This is a genomic window from Marivivens sp. JLT3646, from assembly GCF_001908835.1.
In the GTDB taxonomy this organism is placed as follows: domain Bacteria; phylum Pseudomonadota; class Alphaproteobacteria; order Rhodobacterales; family Rhodobacteraceae; genus Marivivens; species Marivivens geojensis.
Map to the genome: position 1 here is coordinate 1,008,262 of NZ_CP018572.1, position 20,072 is coordinate 1,028,333.

Genomic DNA, 20,072 nt, shown 5'->3' on the forward strand with positions numbered 1-20,072 from the left:
TCCGCGCCTTTTTTGTTTTCAGAAGGGAGGGGGAATTACTTTGCGACGGGGCCGCCTGCTTGAACCCAGTGACCAAAGCCACCGATGTTGTGGACATCTTGATAGCCGAGGTTCTCGAGCACCTGCTTTGCCATCGACGACCGTGCGCCAGATGCGCAGTAAACGCCGATGCATTTGTCAGTAGCGAGGCCTTCGACGCATTCTGGGCTGCGCGGATCAACGCGCATTTGGAATGCGGCCAGAGGGATGTTCATTGCACCATCGGCCATACCCGACATGCGAACTTCCATTGGGTCACGGACGTCGATGATGATCATGTCGCCTGCAGCTGCCTTTTCAACGGCTTCGCGGGGGGACAGGCCGGCTGCAGCACCGGCGTTGCGGAAAAGAGAAAACATGTTGCACCTTTGTGGCGAGAGGAACTTTGAATACATAAATACATCTCAATACTGAAATGTAAAGGGGGTTTGTGTAGGATTTACGCAATCATATGTATGTTCTATAAATGTTCCGTAAAATCTGTTGGAGACTCGGTCCCAACCGCCTATGTGTAGGGCGCAGTATCCGCTGGGGGGCAGAATGCCTGAATTAAAGCATATCGAAGTACGTGGCGCACGCGAACATAACCTGAAAAACATCGACGTGGATATTCCGCGCGATGAGCTGGTGGTGATCACTGGCCTGTCAGGGTCAGGCAAATCCTCGCTCGCGTTCGACACGATCTATGCCGAAGGGCAGCGGCGCTACGTGGAATCGCTGTCGGCCTATGCGCGGCAGTTCCTCGATATGATGGAAAAGCCTGATGTGGATCATATCTCTGGCCTGTCGCCCGCGATTTCGATTGAACAGAAAACCACGTCGAAAAACCCCCGTTCGACCGTCGGCACCGTCACAGAGATCTACGACTACATGCGTCTATTGTTTGCGCGTGTTGGCACACCTTACAGCCCCGCCACTGGTCAACCGATTGAGGCCCAGCAGGTCCAAGACATGGTTGATCGCATCATGGCAATGGAGGAGGGGACGCGTGGCTATCTCCTTGCTCCCATCGTGCGGGATCGCAAAGGCGAATATCGCAAGGAAATGCTTGAACTTCGCAAGCAAGGCTTCCAGCGTGTGAAGGTCGATGGTCAATTCTATGAACTCGACGAGCCGCCGACGCTGGACAAGAAATTCCGCCATGACATTGATGTCGTCGTTGACCGTATCGTCGTGCGCGAGGGGCTAGAGACGCGCTTGGCAGACAGCCTTCGCACTGCTCTCGACTTGGCGGATGGTATTGCGATCCTCGAAACAGCGCCGAGTGAGGGTGAACCCGAACGTCATACGTTCAGCGAAAAATTCGCCTGTCCCGTGTCTGGCTTCACCATACCAGAGATCGAACCGCGCCTGTTTTCGTTCAACGCGCCGTTCGGGGCTTGCCCATCCTGTGATGGCCTTGGCGTTGAGTTGTTCTTTGACGAACGTTTGGTCGTGCCTGACGTAACTCTACGCGTGGCGGACGGTGCGATTGCTCCGTGGCGTAAAGGGAAATCGCCTTATTTCCTCCAGACGATTGAGGCGATCGCGAAACACTACGGGTTCGACAAGAACGCGCGCTGGAAAGATATTCCTGAAAAGGCGCAGAATGTGTTCCTCTACGGTTCGGGTAAAGAGGAAATCAAATTCCGCTACGACGAAGGCGGCCGTGTCTATCAGGTCGAGCGTGCCTTTGAGGGCGTGATCCCCAATATGGAACGCCGCTATCGCGAGACCGATAGCTCTTGGGTGCGGGAAGAATTCGAACAATTCCAAAACAACCGTAGCTGCGGGTCCTGCGGCGGCTACCGCCTGCGCGAAGAGGCGCGTGCCGTCAAAATTGCAGGTCTGCACATTGGTCAGGTGGTCGAAAAGTCGATCAAGGAAGCTTATGCGTGGATCGGCGGCGTCATGGAGACGCTTGGTAAGCAGAAACAGGAAATCGCCCGCGCGATTGTTAAGGAAATCAGCGAACGTCTGGGGTTCCTCAACAACGTAGGCCTCGACTACCTCACGATGAGCCGAAACGCGGGCACTTTGTCGGGTGGGGAAAGCCAACGTATCCGCCTTGCCTCGCAAATCGGGTCCGGTCTGACGGGTGTTCTCTACGTCCTCGACGAGCCGTCGATTGGTCTGCACCAGCGGGACAACGATCGTTTGATAGGAACGCTGAAAAACCTTCGGGATCAGGGCAATACGGTGATCGTTGTTGAACACGACGAGGATATGATCCGCGAGGCCGACTATGTGTTCGACATCGGACCGGGGGCAGGGGTGCACGGTGGTCAGGTCGTATCGCACGGAACGCCGAGCCAAGTGGAAGCCGACGAGGGGTCTATCACGGGGATGTATCTCTCTGGAAAACGTCGGATCGAGGTTCCCAGCGAACGCCGCAAGGGGAATGGTAAAACGCTCACTGTGGTAAAGGCCACGGGCAACAACCTCAAAGATGTGACTGCTGATTTCCCACTAGGTAAATTCGTCTGCGTTACGGGCGTATCGGGTGGCGGTAAATCCACGCTCACCATTGAGACGCTCTATAAAAACGCGGCGATGAAGCTGAACGGTGCGCGTGAGACGCCTGCGCCTTGCGAAACGATAAAAGGGTTTGAGCACCTCGATAAGGTGATCGACATTGACCAACGTCCCATCGGGCGCACCCCACGGTCTAACCCTGCGACCTATACGGGCGCTTTCACGCCGATCCGCGATTGGTTCGCTGGCCTACCTGAATCAAAGGCTCGTGGCTACAAACCTGGTCGGTTCTCGTTCAACGTCAAAGGTGGTCGATGCGAGGCCTGTCAGGGCGACGGCGTGATCAAGATCGAGATGCACTTCCTCCCCGATGTGTATGTGGAGTGTGAGACCTGCAAAGGGAAACGCTATAACCGCGAAACGCTGGAAGTGCAGTTTAAGGGTAAATCAATTGCCGACGTGCTGGATATGACGGTGGAAGAGGCCCAAGAGTTCTTCCGCGCGGTCCCATCGATCCGCGAGAAAATGGACGCGCTCGTGCGTGTGGGTCTGTCCTACATCAAGGTCGGCCAGCAAGCGACGACCCTCTCGGGCGGTGAAGCGCAGCGTGTGAAATTGTCCAAGGAGCTGTCGAAACGATCAACGGGGCGGACGCTCTATATCCTAGACGAACCGACCACGGGTTTGCACTTTGAAGATGTTCGTAAGCTACTGGAAGTGCTGCACGAATTGGTTGATCAGGGGAACTCGGTCGTGGTGATCGAACATAACCTTGATGTGATTAAAACGGCGGACTGGTTGATCGATATCGGGCCAGAGGGCGGCGATGGGGGTGGTCGGATCGTCGCGACAGGTACGCCTGAGGATGTGGCGGCGGTAAAGGAATCCCATACAGGGCATTACCTCGCTCCAATGCTCACGCCACGGGTGGCAGCGGAATGAAAAAGGGGCCTCACGGCCCCTTTTCTTATTTTTTCATCGGGCAGGTGTTGATGCCCAGAATTGTATAGAGCGGGCAAGACCCGATAAGGCCAGTAACCAGTGGCACGATACCAATGAGGTAGAGCCAGCTATAGGCACCGCCACCGTTCATGAAATACCCAGCGATCAGAGCAAGGCCTAGGATCACGCGCAGGGCGCGGTCAATGGTACCTTCGTTACGTTTAAACATGGTCAGACTCCCAATCTGAAGAATTACATTTCGATATTGTAATGCAATCTAAGAGCGTCGTCACCAATAATCGTATCAGGCCTGATCACGTCCACGTTTTTCAAACCGCGGTAGCATCGCCGAGAAGTCCATACCTTTGCCGTCCTCGGATTCGACGAACTGTTTGTAAAGCTCCATCGCACGTTGACCCATCGGGGTATCCGCATCCGCAACTTCTGCCGCCATCTGCGCGAGCGTTAGGTCTTTGAGCATCAGTTCAGAAGCGAAGCCCGGTTTGTAGTCGTTGTCCGCTGGGGATTGCGGGCCAACGCCGGGGGCAGGGCAGTAGGCGTTCATGGTCCATGAGTAGCCAGACGAGGTGCTTACCACGTCGAACATCGCTTGGCGATCAAGGCCGAGTTTGTCAGCGAGGGCAAAGGCTTCGCATGTGGCGATCATGGTGACGCCGAGGATCATGTTGTTACAGATTTTCGCCGCCTGACCGTTGCCCGATGCACCACAGTGAACGGATTTTTGGCCCATGATCTCGAACAGCGGTTTCGCTGTCGCAAATGCGTCGTCAGGGCCACCAACCATAAAGGTCAGTGTGCCGTTCGTCGCGCCTCCAACACCGCCCGATACAGGGGCGTCTAGAGCAGTCAGACCATGGTCAGCTGCGGATTGTGCGACCTTGCGTGCGCTCTCTACATCAACGGTCGAACAATCCAGATGCACCGCGCCTTTTTCCATCGCAGGATGGATTTCTGCGGCAACAGCCTGAAGGATCGCGCCGTTCGGGAGCATGGTGATGACAACATCTGCACCGCGCACGGCATCTGCATTGGTGGCTGCAACGGGCATAAAGTCAGGCTTTGCGATAGGGTCACAGCCGACGACGTCATGGCCTGCGTTGACAAGGTTGGCCGCCATTGGCGCGCCCATGTTTCCCAGACCGATAAAGGCTATTTTCATCCTGTTTCTCTCTCTCAAAAGGTCACATCAGGGCCGTCGACAGGGGCCAACAATTGGGCCACCAGATCAGCGGGAACCTCGGACACGTCGGTGTGCATCCACTGCGGGTTGCGGTCTTTGTCGATAATCGCGGCGCGCACGCCTTCGATCAGGTCAGCCAGTTCCAGTGAACGACTGGTAAAGCGGTATTCGAGCTGCAAAGCGTTGCGAATGTCAGGGTTCTTGCGACATTCACGAACCAGCCAGAGCGTCGACGTCATCGCCAGCGGCGAATTTTTCGCAAAAGCGGCTTGTGCCTTGAGCGCTGCATCGGTGCTGGCATGGGACAACCGCTCGGCAATGTCGGCCATGCTATCCCCACCGAACACCGCATCAATTGCGTCTTGCCATTCGCGAAGGGTGCTTTCGGGGACGGGCTGAGCGGTGTGGGCAATGGCCTCAATGTCGCCAGTTTCGATCAGCATTGCCTTTAGGCCATCCCAATCTTTCTCTGCGATATAGGTATCGGCAAAACCCGCATATATCGCGTCGCCGGCCCCCATGCGATCGCCAGTCAGTCCGAGGAATTCGCCTAGGTGCCGTGGCGCAAGTGCCAGTAGACGTGTTCCGCCAACGTCGGGGATCAGCCCGATGCCGCATTCAGGCATAGCAATTTTCGTGGTGTCACCAACGATGCGATGAGACACGTGCCCACCAACGCCGACGCCGCCGCCCATGACAAAGCCCTGCATAAAGCTCACGACGGGTTTGGGATACTCCGCCAGCTTTGCGTTCATACGGTATTCATCGCGCCAGAACTTGCGGGGATAATCAAACTCCTCGCGTTTTCCAGCGGCGTAGATATCGGCGATGTCACCACCTGCGCAGAAGGCTTTCTCACCTTCTGCGTCGATGATGATTAGCTTTACCGCGTCGTTGTCACGCCAGTCGTCGATCGCTGCCTCAATCGACATGCACATGTCATAAGTGAGGGCGTTTAGGGCCTTGGGACGGTTCAAAGTGATCCGTCCCGCGTGCCCTTCGATCCGAGTGAGAACGTCGCTCATCGCCCCACCAGATCCCGTGCCACGATCATGCGCATGATCTCGTTTGTGCCTTCGAGGATTTGGTGAACACGAAGGTCACGCACGATCTTTTCGATGCCATAGTCCGCGAGGTAGCCGTAGCCGCCGTGCAATTGCAGACACTGGTCCGCCACGCGGCTGCCTGCCTCTGTGACGAACTTCTTGGCCATCGCGCAGAATTTGGTCGCATCAGGTGCACCTGTGTCGAGTTTCCACGCCGCCTGACGCAAGAATGTGCGGGCCGCTTGAAGTTCGATTTCCATCTCAGCCAAGCGGAATTGCAGTGCTTGGAACTGGTCGATGGATTTGCCGAAAGCCTTGCGTTCGGACATGTAGACGAGGGTCGAATTGAGCGCCGTTTGCGCCGCACCCAAGGAACAGGCCGAAATGTTCAGTCGACCACCATCGAGGCCGGCCATCGCGTAGCTGAACCCTTTGCCTTCTTCGCCCAAGAGGTTGTTGGCAGGGATTTTAACATCGTCCATCTGAACTTGACGGGTCGGCTGTGATTTCCAGCCCATCTTTTGCTCAAGTCCGCCAAACGACAGCCCCTCTGCGCCATCTTCGATCACGAAGGACGAAATCCCTTTGGGTCCGTCTTCGCCGGTGCGGGCCATGACGACATAGGCATCAGAATAGCCACCGCCCGAGATGAAAGCTTTGGTTCCAGTGACCGTATATCCGTCGTTTGTGCGTGTGGCGCGGGTTTTCAGGGCCGCAGCGTCAGATCCCGAACCAGGTTCAGTGAGGCAGTAAGAAAACACGGTTTCCATAGTCAGCGCCTTGGGCATGTAGCGCGCTTTGAGGTCGTCCGAGCCATAGGTGTCCAACATTTTGAGACACATGTTGTGGATCGACAGGAATGCCGCAACAGAGGCGCAGGACATCGAAAGGGCTTCGAAGACCAGCGTGGCGTCTAGGCGTGTCAGCCCTGATCCGCCAGACTCTTCGCTGACATACAATCCACCGAATCCTAGCTCTGCGATTTTCGTCCAGAGCTCTTTGGGGATCGTTCCCTCAGCTTCCCATTTTTGGGCATAGGGCGCGATGTGTTCTTCGCCAAATGCCTTCGCCATATCGAAAATAGCGGTTTGTTCTTCGGACAATGCAAAGTCCATAGCGCCTCCTCCCAAAGTCACTAATTGAACGATTGTTTAATTAAACGACGAACCGTCAGAAATAGCAAGGGCGGCCAATGGCCGCCCCGCAATGTTTTCGCTATCAGTCCATCGCTTTGAAGTTCAGCGCGACACCGTCTTTGATGCCAGAGAACCAACGCGCGGTCACGGTCTTGGTCTTGGTGTAGAATTTGAACGCATCCGGACCGTATTGGTTCAGATCGCCAAATGCAGACTTCTTCCAGCCGCCGAACGAGAAGTAGGACAGCGGAACCGGGATCGGGAAGTTGATGCCGACCATGCCAACGTTCACGCGGTTAGCAAAGTCACGTGCGGTATCGCCGTCGGCGGTGTAGATCGCGGTGCCGTTGCCGTAGTTGTTCTTCATGATCAGATCGAGAGCTTCTTCGTAGTTCTCGGCACGGACGGTCGACAGAACAGGGCCAAAGATTTCTTCTTTGTAGATGTCCATGTCTGGGGTCACGTTGTCAAAGAGCGACGCGCCAACAAAGAAGCCGTTCTCGTAGCCCTGCATTTTGAAATCACGGCCGTCGACAACAAGGTTTGCACCCTGCTCAACACCAGAGTTCACCAGACCGTTGATGCGGTTTTTCGATGCTTCGGTGATAACGGGGCCAAAGTCCACGTCTTCGCCAGCGGTGTAGGGGCCGACTTTCAGCGCTTCGATTTTCGGAACCAGCTTTTCGATCAGGCGATCAGCGGTTTCTTTACCGACTGGTACAGCAACCGAAATAGCCATGCAGCGTTCGCCAGCCGCGCCATAGCCTGCGCCAACCAGTGCGTCTGCCGCTTTGTCGAGGTCTGCGTCGGGCATAATGATCATGTGGTTTTTGGCACCACCAAAGCACTGTGCGCGTTTGCCGTTGGTTGCAGCGCGACCGTAGATGTATTGTGCAATCGGGGTCGAACCCACAAAGCCGACGCCTTGGATGGTTTCGTGGTCAAGGATCGCGTCAACCGCACCTTTGTCACCGTTCACAACCTGCAGAACGCCAGCAGGAAGACCGGCTTCCATGATCAGTTCAGCAAGGCGCAGAGCTGTCGAGGGAACGCGCTCGGACGGCTTGAGGATCATAGCGTTGCCCGAAACGATCGCAGGCGCCATTTTCCACAGCGGGATCATTGCAGGGAAGTTGAACGGGGTGATGCCCGCAACAACGCCGAGAGGCTGACGCATAGCGTAAAGGTCAATACCCGGGCCACCGTCGTTCATGTATTCGCCTTTGAGCATCGCAGGCGCGCCCATGCATACTTCGACAACTTCGAGGCCGCGCTGAACGTCGCCGCGTGCGTCTGGAATGGTTTTGCCGTGCTCACGTGCAACCAGTTCGGCCAGCTCTTCCATGTGTTCGTTGATCAGTTGACCGAACTTCATCATGACACGAGCACGGCGCTGCGGGTTTACTTTCGCCCATTCGACCTGAGCTTTTTCAGCAGCTTTGATCGCAGCATCCATTTCTTCGTCGGATGCGAGCGGCACCTTAGCGATGATTTCGCCAGTTGCGGGGTTGTAAACATCGCTAAAGCGGCCCGAGGTGCCTTTAACGTGTTCACCGTTAATGAAGTGAGTCAGTTCCTGCATGGTATCCTCCCTAGGGGGTCTGATCTGATTTGACGCTAGAATAGTCTTGCGTTTTGGTCGGTAAAAGAGAAGGTTTGTCAAAATCGTTTTGCAAAAATGCAAAGGTGGGGTTGATGAATTGGGATGACATGCGGGTGTTTTTGGCTGTGGCGCGCGCGGAGAGCCTTTCGGCGGCCGCACCGCTTTTGAAAATGGACCCTGCGACAGTTGGCCGTCGGATCACTCGTCTCGAGGAAACAGTAGGCGCACCGCTTTTTGTCAAATCCCCCCAAGGCTACGCTTTGACTGAACAAGGACTGCGCATGAGGGATCATGCGGCGCAGGCGGAAGCTGCACTATCTCTCGCCATGGACGAAGGGCAGGCGGTCGATAAAGGGCTGTCTGGGCAAGTCCGTATTGGTGCCCCTGACGGCTGCGCGAACTTTCTTCTGCCTCAAGTCTGCGCTGCCATTCAGGCTGAAAATCCGGGGTTAGAGGTGCAAATCCTCGCTCTGCCGCGTGTTGTGAACCTGTCCAAACGCGAAGCCGATATGGCCATCACCGTGTCACCCCCCGATGCAGGACGCCTGACGGTTCAAAAGATCAGCGACTACAGGCTCCACCTCGCGATGCGGCAGGACAGCAGTCTGCCCACAACGATGGCGGACCTGCACGGTGTGCCTGTCGTTGGCTACATTCCTGATATGATCTTTGACAAAGAGTTGGATTACTTGGGCACATTGTCGCGGGATGGGGTGCAGATGGCCTCTAACTCGGTCGCTGTTCAGTTGCAGATGCTTCGACACGGAGGGGTAGGGATCGTGCATGATTTCGCGCTGCCTTGTGCGCCCGAATTGACCCGCGTTCTAATGAATGAACTCTCTTTGCTACGCAGTTTTTATTTGGTGCGTCACTTGTCCGACCGTAAATCAGATCGCTTGAACCGATTTGCCGAAGCCCTTTTGGCGGGCATGCGGGCTGAAATCGCACGCCTGGAGGCTCAGGCCGCTTGACAGGTGGGGGGTATTGCGGAGACGCTGTATGTATCGGCAGTTGAGGAGGACCAGCCATGCTCGTACAGAACATTCTGAATTCCAAAGAAAAAACTGGCATCTATTGGCTAGCTCCAAGCGAGCCTGTGTCCAAAGCTGTGCAGATCATGTCTGACAATCGAATTGGTACAATCGTGGTGTCGCACGACGGCGAAGTCCCAACGGGAATCCTCTCCGAACGTGACATCGTTCGCGAAATGGGCAAGCAGGGCGCAGAAATCCTGTCAGGGTCGATTGAGGCTCTGATGACCAAAAAGCTGATCACAACGACCGTTGATGTCACTGCGGATCAGGTGCTTCAGATCATGACAGACGGCCGTTTCCGCCACCTTCCTGTCATGTCGGATGGCAAACTCATCGGCCTGATTTCGATTGGCGACGTGGTCAAAGCGCGCCTATCCCAGCTCGCGATGGAGAAAGATGCCCTCGAAGGCATGGTGATGGGGCGATAAGTACCCTTGCATTCCCGTGCGCAATATTGTTGCGTGCGGGCAATGAACCAAAGAGGGGCACCCGATGCGTATTGGCCTTTATCCCGGCACGTTTGATCCAATTACAAACGGCCACATCGACATCATACGCCGTGCCTGTTCCCTGGTAGACCGTCTCGTCATTGGTGTCGCCATCAACCGCGACAAGGGACCGTTGTTCAATCTCGAAGAACGCGTTGCGATGATCCGCTCTGAGGTTGCGTCAATTGCGGCCTCCACGGGCACTGAGATCGTTGCGCATCCGTTTGAGAACCTCTTGATCGATTGTGCCCGTGATGTTGGTGCCAATGTCATCATCCGTGGCCTACGCGCTGTGGCTGATTTCGAATACGAATTCCAAATGGTTGGCATGAACCGTTCGCTCGACAATAGCATTGAGACCGTATTCCTAATGGCCGATGCTAAAAACCAAGCCATAGCATCGAAGCTGGTCAAAGAGATTTGCCGCTTGAATGGCGATGTCTCGAAATTCGTGCCGACCTCGGTTAAATCGGCTCTCGAAAGCCGTTTGCGAGGCTGACATGCTGGGGGCGCTGCCCCCAGACCCCCGGGATATTTCAGGCACAAAGGCATGGGCGGCAACGCCTATGCTTTTGAAGTCGTGACAGCCTGTCGCATGTCAAAAGCATAATATATATGTCACATGCGGATTATGACTGAACATGCACACAACCCCGAAAACTTTGGCACGATCGTAAAACCGCTACTTGGCCTTGTGGTTTTGCTGGTGCTGCTTGCCATCTCGATCAAGATTTTTGGCATCGCAGGACTGATGGTTCCCGTGCTCGCACTGGTTCCCACCGTCTATGTCATTTTGATCTGGATCTCGATGGGCAAGTCCTAAGCTTCTGATTTTTCCATCAAAAGCATCCACTCTTCTTCGGCAGCGGCAAGCGCATCTTGTCGCTGCACGAGGGCCTCTGTCGCCTTTTGGAACTTCACCGGTTGTTTGGTGAACAGCTCAGGATCGGCCATCAATTCCTCAAGTTTCGCGATTTCTGCGGTGATTTTATCAATCACGGCAGGTAGTTCTTCGAGTCGGTGTTTTTCGGTAAAGGACAAACCGTTTTTACGAGTATCCGATTTCGGTTTTTCGGTCGTTTTGGGTGTTTCAACTGGCTTTGTCGTCTCTTCAACAACGGTGCCGCGCTGGTTCAGATAATCGGTCCAGCCACCTGCATAGACCGTGGCGTTTCCGTTACCTTCCATCGCGATGGTCGTCGTCGCAACTCGGTCGAGGAAATCGCGGTCGTGGCTGACGAGGACCACAGTGCCATCGTAATCGTCGAGGATCTCTTGCAAGAGATCCAGCGTCTCAATGTCGAGATCGTTCGTCGGTTCGTCGAGGACCAAGAGATTCGACGGTTTCGCCATCAGCTTGGCCAGCAAGAGACGCGCTTTTTCACCGCCCGACAGGGATTTTACAGGCGCACGCGCTTGCGCTTCGTTAAAGAGGAAGTCTTTGAGGTAGGCGACAACATGTTTGGGCACGCCACGGACCATGACCTGATCCGCGCGTCCACCGACCCGCATTTCGGGATCACCTGTGAGGCTGTCCCAGAGCGACATCTCGGGATCGAGCTGCGCACGCGTTTGGTCGAACACAGCGACCTCGAGGTTCGTGCCCAACTTCACACGGCCCGCATCTGGTTCGACCTGTCCCAGCATCATCTTGATCACGCTGGTTTTTCCGACCCCGTTTGGCCCGACAAAGGCCACGCGATCGCCGCGTTGAATGGTGATCGTCAGTCCTTTCACGATTTGCTTATCGCCAAAGGATTTGGTCAGATTTTCAACCTCAATGACCTTCTTACCTGAGGTCGGCCCACTCTCGAGCGTGAGGGCCGCCGTTCCCTGCCGCTTGATCATCGAAGCCCGTTCAGCGCGCAAATCCTGTAGAGCGCGAACACGCCCTTGGTTCCGTTTACGACGCGCAGAAATCCCCTCGACAGCCCATCGCGCTTCGGCTTTGATCTTGCGATCCATCTTGTGCTTGGCGGTTTCTTCTTCGTCCCAAACCTTGTCGCGCCAGGCTTCGAACCCGTCAAAGCCGGTTTCCTGACGACGCACTTCGCCGCGATCAATCCACAGCGTTGCCCGCGTCAAAGCTCGCAAAAACGCACGGTCATGGGAAATCAGAACATAGGCTGCCTTGGTCGATTTCAGTTCATTTTCCAACCATTGCACCGCCTCAATATCGAGGTGGTTGGTCGGTTCATCCAAGAGCATCAATTCTGGTGCTTCGGCCATCAACTTGGCCAAGGCCGCGCGGCGACGCTCACCGCCAGATGCTGTCGCAACATCGCGGGACGGATCAAACTTGAGACCATCCGCAACCATTGCTACGCGGTAAGATTCACTCGGGTCAAGGCCGCTGGCGGCATAATCGCCCAAGGTCGCAAACCCCTCCATCGTGGGGTCCTGCTCCATGTATCCAACCGACACACCCGGTGGAACAACGCGCATCCCTTGGTCGGCTTCTACCAACCCCGCCATCACTTTCATCAGTGTCGACTTTCCCGACCCATTGCGCCCAACCAGCGCGACGCGATCGCCACCCTGTACAACGGCAGAGAGGTCTGAAAATACGGGATCCCCACCAAAGGTCAGGGAAATATCGGATAACTGGAGTAAAGGTGCGCGTGCCATGACGTGCAGCTAATCTGCCCCATCAAAACACGCAAGGGCTCGCCTGCCTTTGTGCCTGAAATATCCCGGGGGTGTGGGGGCAGAGCCCCCATGTTTTATCCGTCGAAGTTCACTTCTTCCATGATCCGAAGTGCTGTTGAGCGGTGGCCAGCAACCTCGGTCAGGTCGATTTTGTCGTGCTCAAACGTACCCCAGCTTGCGACGAGGTCAGACAAGTCCGCGCCTTCCAGCACTGGGTATTCGTTGTTCAGTTCGGCGTAGATGGCCTGTGCCTCGGGGGAGACGAGGAATTCCATCAGTTGCAGGGCTTCGTCGTGGTTCGGTGCTGCTTTGGTCATCGCGACGCCCGAGACGTTGATGTGGGTGCCTTCGCCCTCAAATGTCGGAAACACGATGCGGACAGAGTTCGCCCATTCGGTCTGTTCCGGATCGGCGAGCATTTGGCCCATGTAATAGGTGTTCCCGAGCGAGATATCGCATTCGCCAGCCCAGATTGCGCGAACCTGTGCGCGGTCGTTGCCTTCGGGCTTGCGGGCTAGGTTCGCTTTGACACCTTCTGCCCAAGTGCGCGCGTAATCTTCGCCATGGTGGGCGATGACAGCTGAAAGAAGGGCGAGGTTATAGTCGTGCACGCCTGAGCGGGTGCAAATACGGCCAGCCCATTTCGGGTCGGCGAGGTCTTCGTAGGTGGTCACTTCACCATCTGCCACGCGCTCTTGGCTCGCATAGACGATGCGGGCGCGAGTGGTAAGCGAGAACCAGAGGTTTTCAGGACTGCGCAGTTCCGCCGGGACCGAAGCGGTCAGAATTTCGCTCTCAACAGGCTGGATCACATCAGCATCAACGATCTGCTGCAGGTTTGCGATGTCGACCGTCATCACGAGGTCGGCGGGCGAACGAGCGCCCTCTGCCTTGAGGCGTTCAACTAGACCACTGTCCACGAAGGCGAGGTTCACGTTGATGCCTGTTTCGGCGGTGAAGGCATCCATTACGGGCTGGATCAGTTCCGGCTGGCGTGTGGTGTAGATGTTGACGTCTGCAACGGCAGGGAGGGCAGTCAGACCAGCCACAGAAGCGAGGAGGAGGGAACGAAATGTCATGCTAAACTCCGGCATTTGAATTGCCGTCGTTAAACCTGACTAAAATGATCAGGTCAATACCTGAATTTTATAGTCGGGTTTTTTCCGCTTCCCGTTCTGCCAGTTTAGCAGCGTCCCAAAGTTCGTCCATTTCGTCGAGATTGCTTTGCTCTGGACTGCTGCCTTTGGCAATCAATGCGTCTTCTACGGCGTTGAAACGGCGAATGAATTTCGCATTGGTGCGGCGCAGGGCGGCTTCGGGGTCAACGTTCAGGTGGCGGGCAAGGTTTGCCACAACGAACAGCAGATCGCCCATTTCCTCTTCGACTTCGTCTTGTGTCAGAGTGTCGCGAGCCTCGACCAGTTCGCGCGACTCTTCGATGATTTTGTCGATCACCTGATCGGTTGATGGCCAATCAAACCCGACCCGTGCAGCGCGTTTTTGCAACTTCACCGCACGCAAGAGCGCAGGCAGTCCGACGGCGACGCCATCCAAGACGCGGGTTTCGGATTTGGCAGCACGCTCTGCTGCTTTGACCTCTTCCCACCGGTCAACTTGGGTATCGGCACTGAAGTCATTGCCTTCGGTGCCAAACACGTGTGGATGGCGCGATACCATCTTGTCACTGATGGCCTTGGCGACGTCCTCGAATTTAAAATGGCCCGCTTCTTCGGCCATTTGCGCGTGGAACACGGATTGGAACAGAAGGTCGCCCAACTCGCTGCGCAATTCGTCCCATGCACCGCGTTCGATTGCGTCAGCCACTTCGTAGGCTTCCTCAATCGTGTAGGGCGCAATGGTTGCGAAATCTTGTTCGATGTCCCACGGGCAACCTTTTTCAGGGTGCCTGAGGCGGCGCATGATCTCTAACAGCCGCTCCATTGTTCCGTCGGGGGAATGCACGATGGCGTCAGAAGCAGAGAGGTCCATTGCAGGCGTCCTTGAATTAGGGTTCTGTGGCCAAGGTATCCACCCAAGCACGAGAGTCCACCCATGCCCGTCCTAAACCGCATTGCCGAATTCGAAACCGATATGACCGCGTGGCGCCGCCATTTGCATATGCATCCAGAGATCGGGTTCGAGTGTCATAATACGGCTGCCTTTGTGGTGGAACGGTTGCGCGAATTTGGCGTGGACGAGGTGCATACGGGCATTGCGACCTCTGGCGTGATTGCGATCATCAACGGGCAGGGCGAGGGCCCGACCATTGGTCTGCGGGCAGATATGGACGCGCTGCCGATGCAGGAACATTCGGGCGCTGACTATGCGTCGACCATCGACGGGCGGATGCATGCTTGCGGGCACGATGGGCATACGACGATGCTCTTGGGGGCGGCACGGTATTTGGCCGAGACTCGCAATTTCAAAGGCCGCGTTGCGCTGGTGTTCCAACCCGCCGAAGAAGCAGGCGGAGGCGCGGGCGTAATGGTCAAAGAGGGCGTTCTTGACCGTTTCGACATCAGCCAGATTTACGCAATTCATACGCTTCCTGGTCTGCCGCTGGGCGAATTCTACACGACCTCAGGCCCGATTATGGCTGCTGTCGATGCTTTTGATGTGGAAATCACAGGGAAGGGCGGTCACGTCGCCTATCACCAAGAGGCCCGCGATCCGATCGTTGCGGCCTGCGGCATTACTCAAGCGATCCAAACCATCGTAAGCCGTAGCCGTTCGCCCTTTGACGATCTGGTTGTGTCGGTGTCGCAAATCCACACGGGCACGGCGGACAACATCATTCCAGATCAGGCTTATATCAACGGCACCGTTCGGACGTTCTCGCGCGATGTTCAGGCGATGGTCAAACAACGCCTCCAAGAGATCGTGCAAGGGCAGGCGATGGCTTATGGTGTCGAGGCAAAGCTGATCTACATGGATGATTATCCGCCCACCATTAACGATCCCGAAGCGACCCAATTCGCCATCGCAACGGCCTCTGAAATTGTGGGCGCCGATAAGGTGGACGGCAACGGCGGCAAGGAAATGGGCGCAGAGGATTTTGCGTTCTTCCTCGAAAACCGTCCGGGGGCTTATTTGTTCCTCGGCAACGGTGACACAGCGAGCGTTCACCATCCCGCCTATGATTTCGATGACCGTTCCGCACCGATTGGCGCCAGCTATTTGGCGCGGCTTGTGGAGCGCGCACAGCCGCGCGATTGATCGCTAGGCTTGACGGTTGACCTGACTTCGGGCATGGACCCCTTATGGCCCGTATTGATGAACTCCCCCCTCTGCGTGATGTAATCGCGACGCACCAGCTTTCGGCAAAGAAATCGCTGGGGCAGAACTTTTTGCTCGACCTTAATCTGACTGCGAAAATTGCGCGTCAGGCAGGTGATCTGAGTGGGGCCGATGTTCTTGAAATCGGTCCGGGTCCGGGTGGTTTGACCCGTGGCCTGTTGGCAGAGGGTGCGCGCCGCGTGCTCGCCATCGAAAAAGACGAACGCTGCCTGCCCGCTTTACAGGAGATTTCAGACGCCTATGACGGGCGTTTACAAGTGATCAACGGCGACGCTCTCGAGATTGACCCGCTGCAATATCTCACTCCGCCGATCAAGATCGCAGCGAATCTGCCATACAATGTCGGGACAGAGCTTTTGGTGCGTTGGTTGACGCCGAAAGAATGGCCGCCGTTCTGGCAGTCGCTGACACTGATGTTCCAAAAGGAAGTCGCCGAACGTATCGTCGCCCAACCCGGCGGCAAGGCTTATGGTCGTTTGGCGATCCTTGCCCAGTGGCGTGCTGACGCGAAAATCGTGCTCGACCTGCCGCCGCAAGCCTTTACGCCGCCGCCCAAAGTGTCGTCGGCTGTGGTTCATCTTACCGCATTGCCAGAGCCGCGTTTCCCTGCTGACGCCGCGACCCTATCGCGCGTTGTCGCGGCTGGCTTTAATCAGCGCCGCAAAATGCTGCGTGCCTCGCTCAAGGGCGTTGCCCCAAATATCGAAGATCATCTGATCGCCGCAGGTATTCAGCCGACGGAACGCGCAGAGCAGGTCAGTTTGGAACAGTTCTGCGCGCTGGCTCGGTCAATTAAGGACGCGTAAAACCTGCGATTGCGGCCGCTGAAAAAGCACGATGATGGCAGCCCTCCGCGTGGTCGTTCACCATACCTGCGGCCTGCATGAACGCATAGGCCGTCGTGGGACCTACGAATTTCCAGCCGAGCTTTTTCATCACCTTTGACATCGCCGTTGCAGCGGGTGAAGTGCCTCGCTGCACTGTGCCAGAGCCGAGGTCGTTCGGATCCGCAAAGGACCAGAAGAATGTGGCAAGCGATCCATGAGCAGCGATTGCTTCTAACGCACGATTGGCATTGTTGATCGTTGCCGTGATCTTGCCCCGATGCCGAACGATGCCTTTGTCATTCAAGAGGCGATCTACATCCGCCTCACCAAATTGCGCGACTGTTGCAATGTCGAAATTGGCAAAGCCATGGCGGAACCCATCGCGTTTTTCCAAAATCGTCCGCCAGCTTAGTCCAGACTGAAACGATTCGAGTGTGATCTTTTCAAAGAGGGTGCGGTCATCGGCAGTCGGAACTCCCCAATCGTCATCGTGATAGGCAATGTATTGCTCTGTCGCGGTGCACCACCAGCAGCGGTGCAAACCGTCCGAAGTCTGTTCAATTTTCATAATAGACCAAATAAAAAACCCGACCGTTTCGGGTCGGGTTCCAGTTTACTCTGCCGCGGCTGGGCTGTCATCGCTAGGCGTGTCAGCTTTCGCTTTGGGTTTGCGCGGCGCGCGCGGCTTGCGGGGTGCTTTTTTCGGCTCGTCCGCTTCTGGCGCTTTGCTTTCTGGTGTCTCAACCAGACCGTTGTCGTCTTCGTCCTCCGACGGAGTTTCGATCACATCCTCGCGGCGCGGACGACGAGCCTCGCGTTGCGGGCGGTCCTCGCGCTGCGGACGTTCAGGACGATCCTCGGACACATCAGGCTGTTCGCCTGCGCCAGCAGCTTGCTCTTCCTGAGCCTTCAGGCGATCCGCGCGTTCGCGGTCACGTTCGGCCTGACGCTGACGGTTCTGTTCTTCTTGCTCTTCGCGGGCCTTGTCGACCTCACGCTGAGCCTCAGCCAGAATTCGCAAATAGTGTTCGGCGTGCTGGGCAAAGTTCTCTGCCGCGACGCGGTCGCCGGACAACTGCGCATCGCGGTGCAGCTGATTGTATTTCTCGATGATTTGTTGCGGCGTCCCGCGCACCTTTCCATCAGGACCCGAGCTATCAAACACTCGGTTAATGATGTTACCGCCAGACGGACGATTGTTGTTGCGGTTCTTACCGCGGGACCGTGATTTCGATGATCTCATGAACGTGCTTTCGGGCAGCGGAAAATGCGTTGCGTTTGGCTTTCCCATCTACGGGACAAAATGCCAAAGATGTTCAGGCGAATATCAGAGAGAGGCCGAAGCCTTCTGTCTTCTGATGCCCCGTGACTACCCTTCAAACTGGATACGTTACAAGTCTAAAATGCATCGAATCCGACGAAAGGCGTGCTTTTCTGCACAGAACAGGCGGATTAACCATGATATTCGCCTGAAACGACCCGATCCCGACCATCAAGATCCTGAATCACCCGAACCTTTTCAAACCCGTTGTCCGCAAACATTTGTGCGACGGCGACGGCTTGGGTGGGGCCGATTTCGACGATCAGGCGACCGCCAACACGCAAGAGGTTAGCTGCTTGCTGGCTGATCTCTCGGTAGGCGGATAGGCCATCACCGCCGTCGGTTAGGGCCATGTGCGGTTCGTGATCGTGGACTTCGGGCGACAAACCATCCATCTCGTCCAGCCCGATATAGGGCGGGTTCGACACGACCAGATCAACCTGACCTTCGATGCCGTCGGCCCAAGAGGTGCGTAGGATCGCCGCCCGTTCACCCAGATCCAGCGCATGCATATTGTCCTCTGCCACGCGGCAGGCGTCTTCTGACAGATCAGTGCCAACGCCCCGTGCTTCGGGCATTTCAGCGAGAAGCGTCAGGAGGATACAGCCCGACCCAGTGCCAAGGTCGATCACGCTGGCAAAGGCGTCTTGGAGCGCAACCTCGATCAGGATTTCGGTTTCAGGACGCGGGTCTAAAACATTCCGCGTGACCTTGAACCGACGCCCATAGAACTCACGATAGCCCAACAGATGCGACACAGGTTCCCGACCAGCCCGCCGCTGCAAGAGGGCGGCAAAGCGCGCTTCGGCCTCTTGGGTCACGGGTTCGGGGAGGATCAACGTCAGACGACCAGCCTCAACCCCGACCGCATGAGCTAGTAACCGTCGCGCATCGCGAGGCGCATCAGGCACTCCTGCATCGGTCAATTGTCGCACGCCTTTGGCCAGCAGAACCGATCCAGTGGGCTGGTTCATCCTTCCATCTCCGCAAGGAGCGTCGCTTGGGCATCGGCAATCAACGCATCAATCGTTTCATCCAAGTCACCCTGCATGATCTTATCAAGCGAATAGAGCGTCAGGTTAATCCGGTGATCTGTCATCCGTCCCTGCGGGAAGTTGTAGGTGCGAATGCGTTCAGAGCGGTCCCCAGACCCCACCTGCGATTTGCGGCTGGCAGAGCGTTCATCGTGGAGCTTCTGACGCTCCAAATCAAAGAGGCGGGTTTTCAGAACCTGCATCGCAATTTCGCGGTTGCGGTGCTGTGATTTCTCAGAGCTGGTGACAACGATACCAGAGGGGATGTGGGTGATCCGAACGGCAGAGTCGGTGGTGTTCACGTGCTGACCGCCTGCACCCGACGATCGCATCGTGTCGATGCGGATGTCATTGGCGTTGATTTGAATATCGACGTCTTCGGCTTCTGGAAGAACGGCGACCGTTGCGGCAGAGGTGTGGATACGTCCGCCGCTCTCTGTCTCGGGCACACGTTGCACACGGTGCACGCCGGATTCGTATTTCATGCGGGCAAAGACGCCATCACCTGCGATCCGAGCGATCACCTCTTTGATGCCGCCCAATTCCGTTTCTTGGTGTTCGAGGATTTCCAGCTTCCAGCCTTTGTCTTCGCAATAGCGCTGATACATCCGCAACAGATCACCCGCGAATAGCGAGGCCTCGTCGCCACCCGTGCCAGGTCGGATTTCGAGGATCGCAGGACGGGCATCAGCGGCATCCTTTGGCAGCAGAGCAAGGCGCACGTCTTGTTCGGCCGTCTCTAGCTGGTCGCGCAAGGAAGGGAGCTCATCCTCGGCCAGTTCGCGCATATCTGGGTCTTTGAGCATCAGCTCTGCCTCGGCGATATCGGCAACGATCTGGCGGTAGCCCAAAACGGTTTTTACAACCGGCTCAAGCTCGGAATATTCTTTCGAAAGGGCCGCGATCTGCGACGGCTCAACGCCGCCGTTCAGTTTGGCCTCTAAGAACTGAAAGCGAGAGATAATTTGGTCGAGTTTGTCACTGGGTATCATGTGTTTTGC

Annotated in this window: 20 protein-coding genes; 7 read left to right on the forward strand and 13 right to left on the reverse strand. The window is 56.2% G+C overall.

What is annotated here, in order from left to right:
* Positions 1-35: 35 nt before the first annotated feature.
* Positions 36-398 (reverse strand): rhodanese-like domain-containing protein, encoded by a 363-nt coding sequence (locus tag BSK21_RS05035; protein WP_067549032.1) that lies wholly within the window; start codon positions 396-398, stop codon positions 36-38.
* 181 nt (positions 399-579) lie between these two features.
* Between BSK21_RS05035 and uvrA the strand changes: the two genes are divergently transcribed.
* Complete coding sequence (gene uvrA / locus BSK21_RS05040) at positions 580-3,435, forward strand: excinuclease ABC subunit UvrA (protein WP_067549029.1); 2,856 nt, start codon at positions 580-582, stop codon at positions 3,433-3,435.
* Positions 3,436-3,460: 25 nt separating this feature from the next.
* Here uvrA and BSK21_RS05045 read toward each other — a convergent pair whose 3' ends face one another.
* The 5 genes from BSK21_RS05045 to BSK21_RS05065 all read right to left on the reverse strand — a co-directional run bounded on the left by BSK21_RS05045 (position 3,461) and on the right by BSK21_RS05065 (position 8,400).
* Positions 3,461-3,664 carry a DUF2892 domain-containing protein gene (locus BSK21_RS05045; RefSeq protein ID WP_067549025.1) on the reverse strand — a complete coding sequence of 68 codons (204 nt, stop codon included), beginning with the start codon at positions 3,662-3,664 and terminating at the stop codon, positions 3,461-3,463.
* Positions 3,665-3,739: 75 nt separating this feature from the next.
* Positions 3,740-4,615 (reverse strand): 3-hydroxyisobutyrate dehydrogenase, encoded by an 876-nt coding sequence (gene mmsB, locus BSK21_RS05050; protein WP_067549022.1) that lies wholly within the window; start codon positions 4,613-4,615, stop codon positions 3,740-3,742.
* A gap of 14 nt (positions 4,616-4,629) precedes the next feature.
* Positions 4,630-5,661 carry an enoyl-CoA hydratase/isomerase family protein gene (locus BSK21_RS05055; RefSeq protein WP_067549019.1) on the reverse strand — a complete coding sequence of 344 codons (1,032 nt, stop codon included), beginning with the start codon at positions 5,659-5,661 and terminating at the stop codon, positions 4,630-4,632.
* On the reverse strand, positions 5,658-6,797 hold the full coding sequence (locus tag BSK21_RS05060; RefSeq protein WP_067549016.1) for an acyl-CoA dehydrogenase family protein: 1,140 nt from the start codon (positions 6,795-6,797) through the stop codon (positions 5,658-5,660). The genes BSK21_RS05055 and BSK21_RS05060 overlap by 4 nt, the downstream gene beginning before the upstream one ends.
* Before the next feature lie 103 nt (positions 6,798-6,900).
* Positions 6,901-8,400: a CoA-acylating methylmalonate-semialdehyde dehydrogenase gene (locus BSK21_RS05065; RefSeq protein WP_067549008.1), complete on the reverse strand. Its 1,500-nt coding sequence runs from the start codon at positions 8,398-8,400 to the stop codon at positions 6,901-6,903.
* A 110-nt stretch (positions 8,401-8,510) separates the two neighbouring features.
* Between BSK21_RS05065 and BSK21_RS05070 the strand changes: the two genes are divergently transcribed.
* From BSK21_RS05070 to BSK21_RS05085, 4 genes are all read left to right on the forward strand, one after another.
* Entirely contained in the window at positions 8,511-9,392 is an 882-nt protein-coding gene (locus BSK21_RS05070) for a LysR family transcriptional regulator (protein ID WP_156529570.1), read from the forward strand.
* A gap of 56 nt (positions 9,393-9,448) precedes the next feature.
* A complete protein-coding gene (locus BSK21_RS05075; protein WP_074038974.1) occupies positions 9,449-9,883 on the forward strand; it encodes a CBS domain-containing protein in 435 nt (144 codons plus the stop codon).
* 64 nt (positions 9,884-9,947) lie between these two features.
* Positions 9,948-10,442 carry a pantetheine-phosphate adenylyltransferase gene (coaD, locus tag BSK21_RS05080; protein WP_067549002.1) on the forward strand — a complete coding sequence of 165 codons (495 nt, stop codon included), beginning with the start codon at positions 9,948-9,950 and terminating at the stop codon, positions 10,440-10,442.
* Positions 10,443-10,574: 132 nt separating this feature from the next.
* Positions 10,575-10,766, forward strand: a complete 192-nt coding sequence (locus BSK21_RS05085) for a hypothetical protein (protein ID WP_067548999.1) — start codon at positions 10,575-10,577, stop codon at positions 10,764-10,766.
* Here the strand turns inward: BSK21_RS05085 and BSK21_RS05090 are convergent.
* The 3 genes from BSK21_RS05090 to mazG form a co-directional block, all read right to left on the reverse strand.
* Positions 10,763-12,571, reverse strand: a complete 1,809-nt coding sequence (locus BSK21_RS05090; protein ID WP_067548995.1) for an ABC-F family ATP-binding cassette domain-containing protein — start codon at positions 12,569-12,571, stop codon at positions 10,763-10,765. The two genes, BSK21_RS05085 and BSK21_RS05090, sit on opposite strands and share 4 nt — an antisense overlap.
* 95 nt (positions 12,572-12,666) lie before the next feature.
* The gene (locus BSK21_RS05095; protein ID WP_067548992.1) at positions 12,667-13,671 is read right to left on the reverse strand and encodes a Fe(3+) ABC transporter substrate-binding protein; all 1,005 of its coding nucleotides are present in this window, start codon (positions 13,669-13,671) and stop codon (positions 12,667-12,669) included.
* Positions 13,672-13,738: 67 nt separating this feature from the next.
* Positions 13,739-14,581 carry a nucleoside triphosphate pyrophosphohydrolase gene (gene mazG, locus BSK21_RS05100; protein WP_067548989.1) on the reverse strand — a complete coding sequence of 281 codons (843 nt, stop codon included), beginning with the start codon at positions 14,579-14,581 and terminating at the stop codon, positions 13,739-13,741.
* Between the two features lie 63 nt (positions 14,582-14,644).
* On the opposite strand from mazG, the gene BSK21_RS05105 reads away from it, so the two are divergent.
* The gene (locus tag BSK21_RS05105; RefSeq protein ID WP_067548986.1) at positions 14,645-15,808 is read left to right on the forward strand and encodes a M20 aminoacylase family protein; all 1,164 of its coding nucleotides are present in this window, start codon (positions 14,645-14,647) and stop codon (positions 15,806-15,808) included.
* A gap of 44 nt (positions 15,809-15,852) precedes the next feature.
* Entirely contained in the window at positions 15,853-16,695 is an 843-nt protein-coding gene (gene rsmA, locus BSK21_RS05110; protein ID WP_067548983.1) for a 16S rRNA (adenine(1518)-N(6)/adenine(1519)-N(6))-dimethyltransferase RsmA, read from the forward strand.
* Here rsmA and BSK21_RS05115 read toward each other — a convergent pair.
* The 4 genes from BSK21_RS05115 to prfA form a co-directional block, all read right to left on the reverse strand.
* Positions 16,682-17,284 carry a DNA-3-methyladenine glycosylase I gene (locus tag BSK21_RS05115; RefSeq protein WP_067548982.1) on the reverse strand — a complete coding sequence of 201 codons (603 nt, stop codon included), beginning with the start codon at positions 17,282-17,284 and terminating at the stop codon, positions 16,682-16,684. The genes rsmA and BSK21_RS05115 overlap by 14 nt on opposite strands.
* 45 nt (positions 17,285-17,329) lie before the next feature.
* Positions 17,330-17,959: a DUF4167 domain-containing protein gene (locus BSK21_RS05120; protein WP_067548980.1), complete on the reverse strand. Its 630-nt coding sequence runs from the start codon at positions 17,957-17,959 to the stop codon at positions 17,330-17,332.
* A gap of 209 nt (positions 17,960-18,168) precedes the next feature.
* Entirely contained in the window at positions 18,169-19,011 is an 843-nt protein-coding gene (gene prmC, locus BSK21_RS05125) for a peptide chain release factor N(5)-glutamine methyltransferase (RefSeq protein WP_067548977.1), read from the reverse strand.
* Positions 19,008-20,063 (reverse strand): peptide chain release factor 1, encoded by a 1,056-nt coding sequence (gene prfA / locus BSK21_RS05130; RefSeq protein WP_067549707.1) that lies wholly within the window; start codon positions 20,061-20,063, stop codon positions 19,008-19,010. Before prfA ends, prmC begins: the two co-directional genes overlap by 4 nt.
* Positions 20,064-20,072: the final 9 nt, after the last annotated feature.

Bases quoted from the DNA above. Each gene is read 5' to 3' on its own strand.
- BSK21_RS05035 (WP_067549032.1), bottom strand. From the start codon at position 398: ATGTTTTCTCTTTTCCGCAACGCCGGTGCTGCAGCCGGCCTGTCCCCC.
- uvrA (WP_067549029.1), top strand. From the start codon at position 580: ATGCCTGAATTAAAGCATATCGAAGTACGTGGCGCACGCGAACATAAC.
- BSK21_RS05045 (WP_067549025.1), bottom strand. From the start codon at position 3,664: ATGTTTAAACGTAACGAAGGTACCATTGACCGCGCCCTGCGCGTGATC.
- mmsB (WP_067549022.1), bottom strand. From the start codon at position 4,615: ATGAAAATAGCCTTTATCGGTCTGGGAAACATGGGCGCGCCAATGGCG.
- BSK21_RS05055 (WP_067549019.1), bottom strand. From the start codon at position 5,661: ATGAGCGACGTTCTCACTCGGATCGAAGGGCACGCGGGACGGATCACT.
- BSK21_RS05060 (WP_067549016.1), bottom strand. From the start codon at position 6,797: ATGGACTTTGCATTGTCCGAAGAACAAACCGCTATTTTCGATATGGCG.
- BSK21_RS05065 (WP_067549008.1), bottom strand. From the start codon at position 8,400: ATGCAGGAACTGACTCACTTCATTAACGGTGAACACGTTAAAGGCACC.
- BSK21_RS05075 (WP_074038974.1), top strand. From the start codon at position 9,449: ATGCTCGTACAGAACATTCTGAATTCCAAAGAAAAAACTGGCATCTAT.
- coaD (WP_067549002.1), top strand. From the start codon at position 9,948: ATGCGTATTGGCCTTTATCCCGGCACGTTTGATCCAATTACAAACGGC.
- BSK21_RS05085 (WP_067548999.1), top strand. From the start codon at position 10,575: ATGACTGAACATGCACACAACCCCGAAAACTTTGGCACGATCGTAAAA.
- BSK21_RS05090 (WP_067548995.1), bottom strand. From the start codon at position 12,571: ATGGCACGCGCACCTTTACTCCAGTTATCCGATATTTCCCTGACCTTT.
- BSK21_RS05095 (WP_067548992.1), bottom strand. From the start codon at position 13,671: ATGACATTTCGTTCCCTCCTCCTCGCTTCTGTGGCTGGTCTGACTGCC.
- mazG (WP_067548989.1), bottom strand. From the start codon at position 14,581: ATGGACCTCTCTGCTTCTGACGCCATCGTGCATTCCCCCGACGGAACA.
- BSK21_RS05105 (WP_067548986.1), top strand. From the start codon at position 14,645: ATGCCCGTCCTAAACCGCATTGCCGAATTCGAAACCGATATGACCGCG.
- rsmA (WP_067548983.1), top strand. From the start codon at position 15,853: ATGGCCCGTATTGATGAACTCCCCCCTCTGCGTGATGTAATCGCGACG.
- BSK21_RS05115 (WP_067548982.1), bottom strand. From the start codon at position 17,284: ATGAAAATTGAACAGACTTCGGACGGTTTGCACCGCTGCTGGTGGTGC.
- BSK21_RS05120 (WP_067548980.1), bottom strand. From the start codon at position 17,959: ATGAGATCATCGAAATCACGGTCCCGCGGTAAGAACCGCAACAACAAT.
- prmC (WP_067548977.1), bottom strand. From the start codon at position 19,011: ATGAACCAGCCCACTGGATCGGTTCTGCTGGCCAAAGGCGTGCGACAA.
- prfA (WP_067549707.1), bottom strand. From the start codon at position 20,063: ATGATACCCAGTGACAAACTCGACCAAATTATCTCTCGCTTTCAGTTC.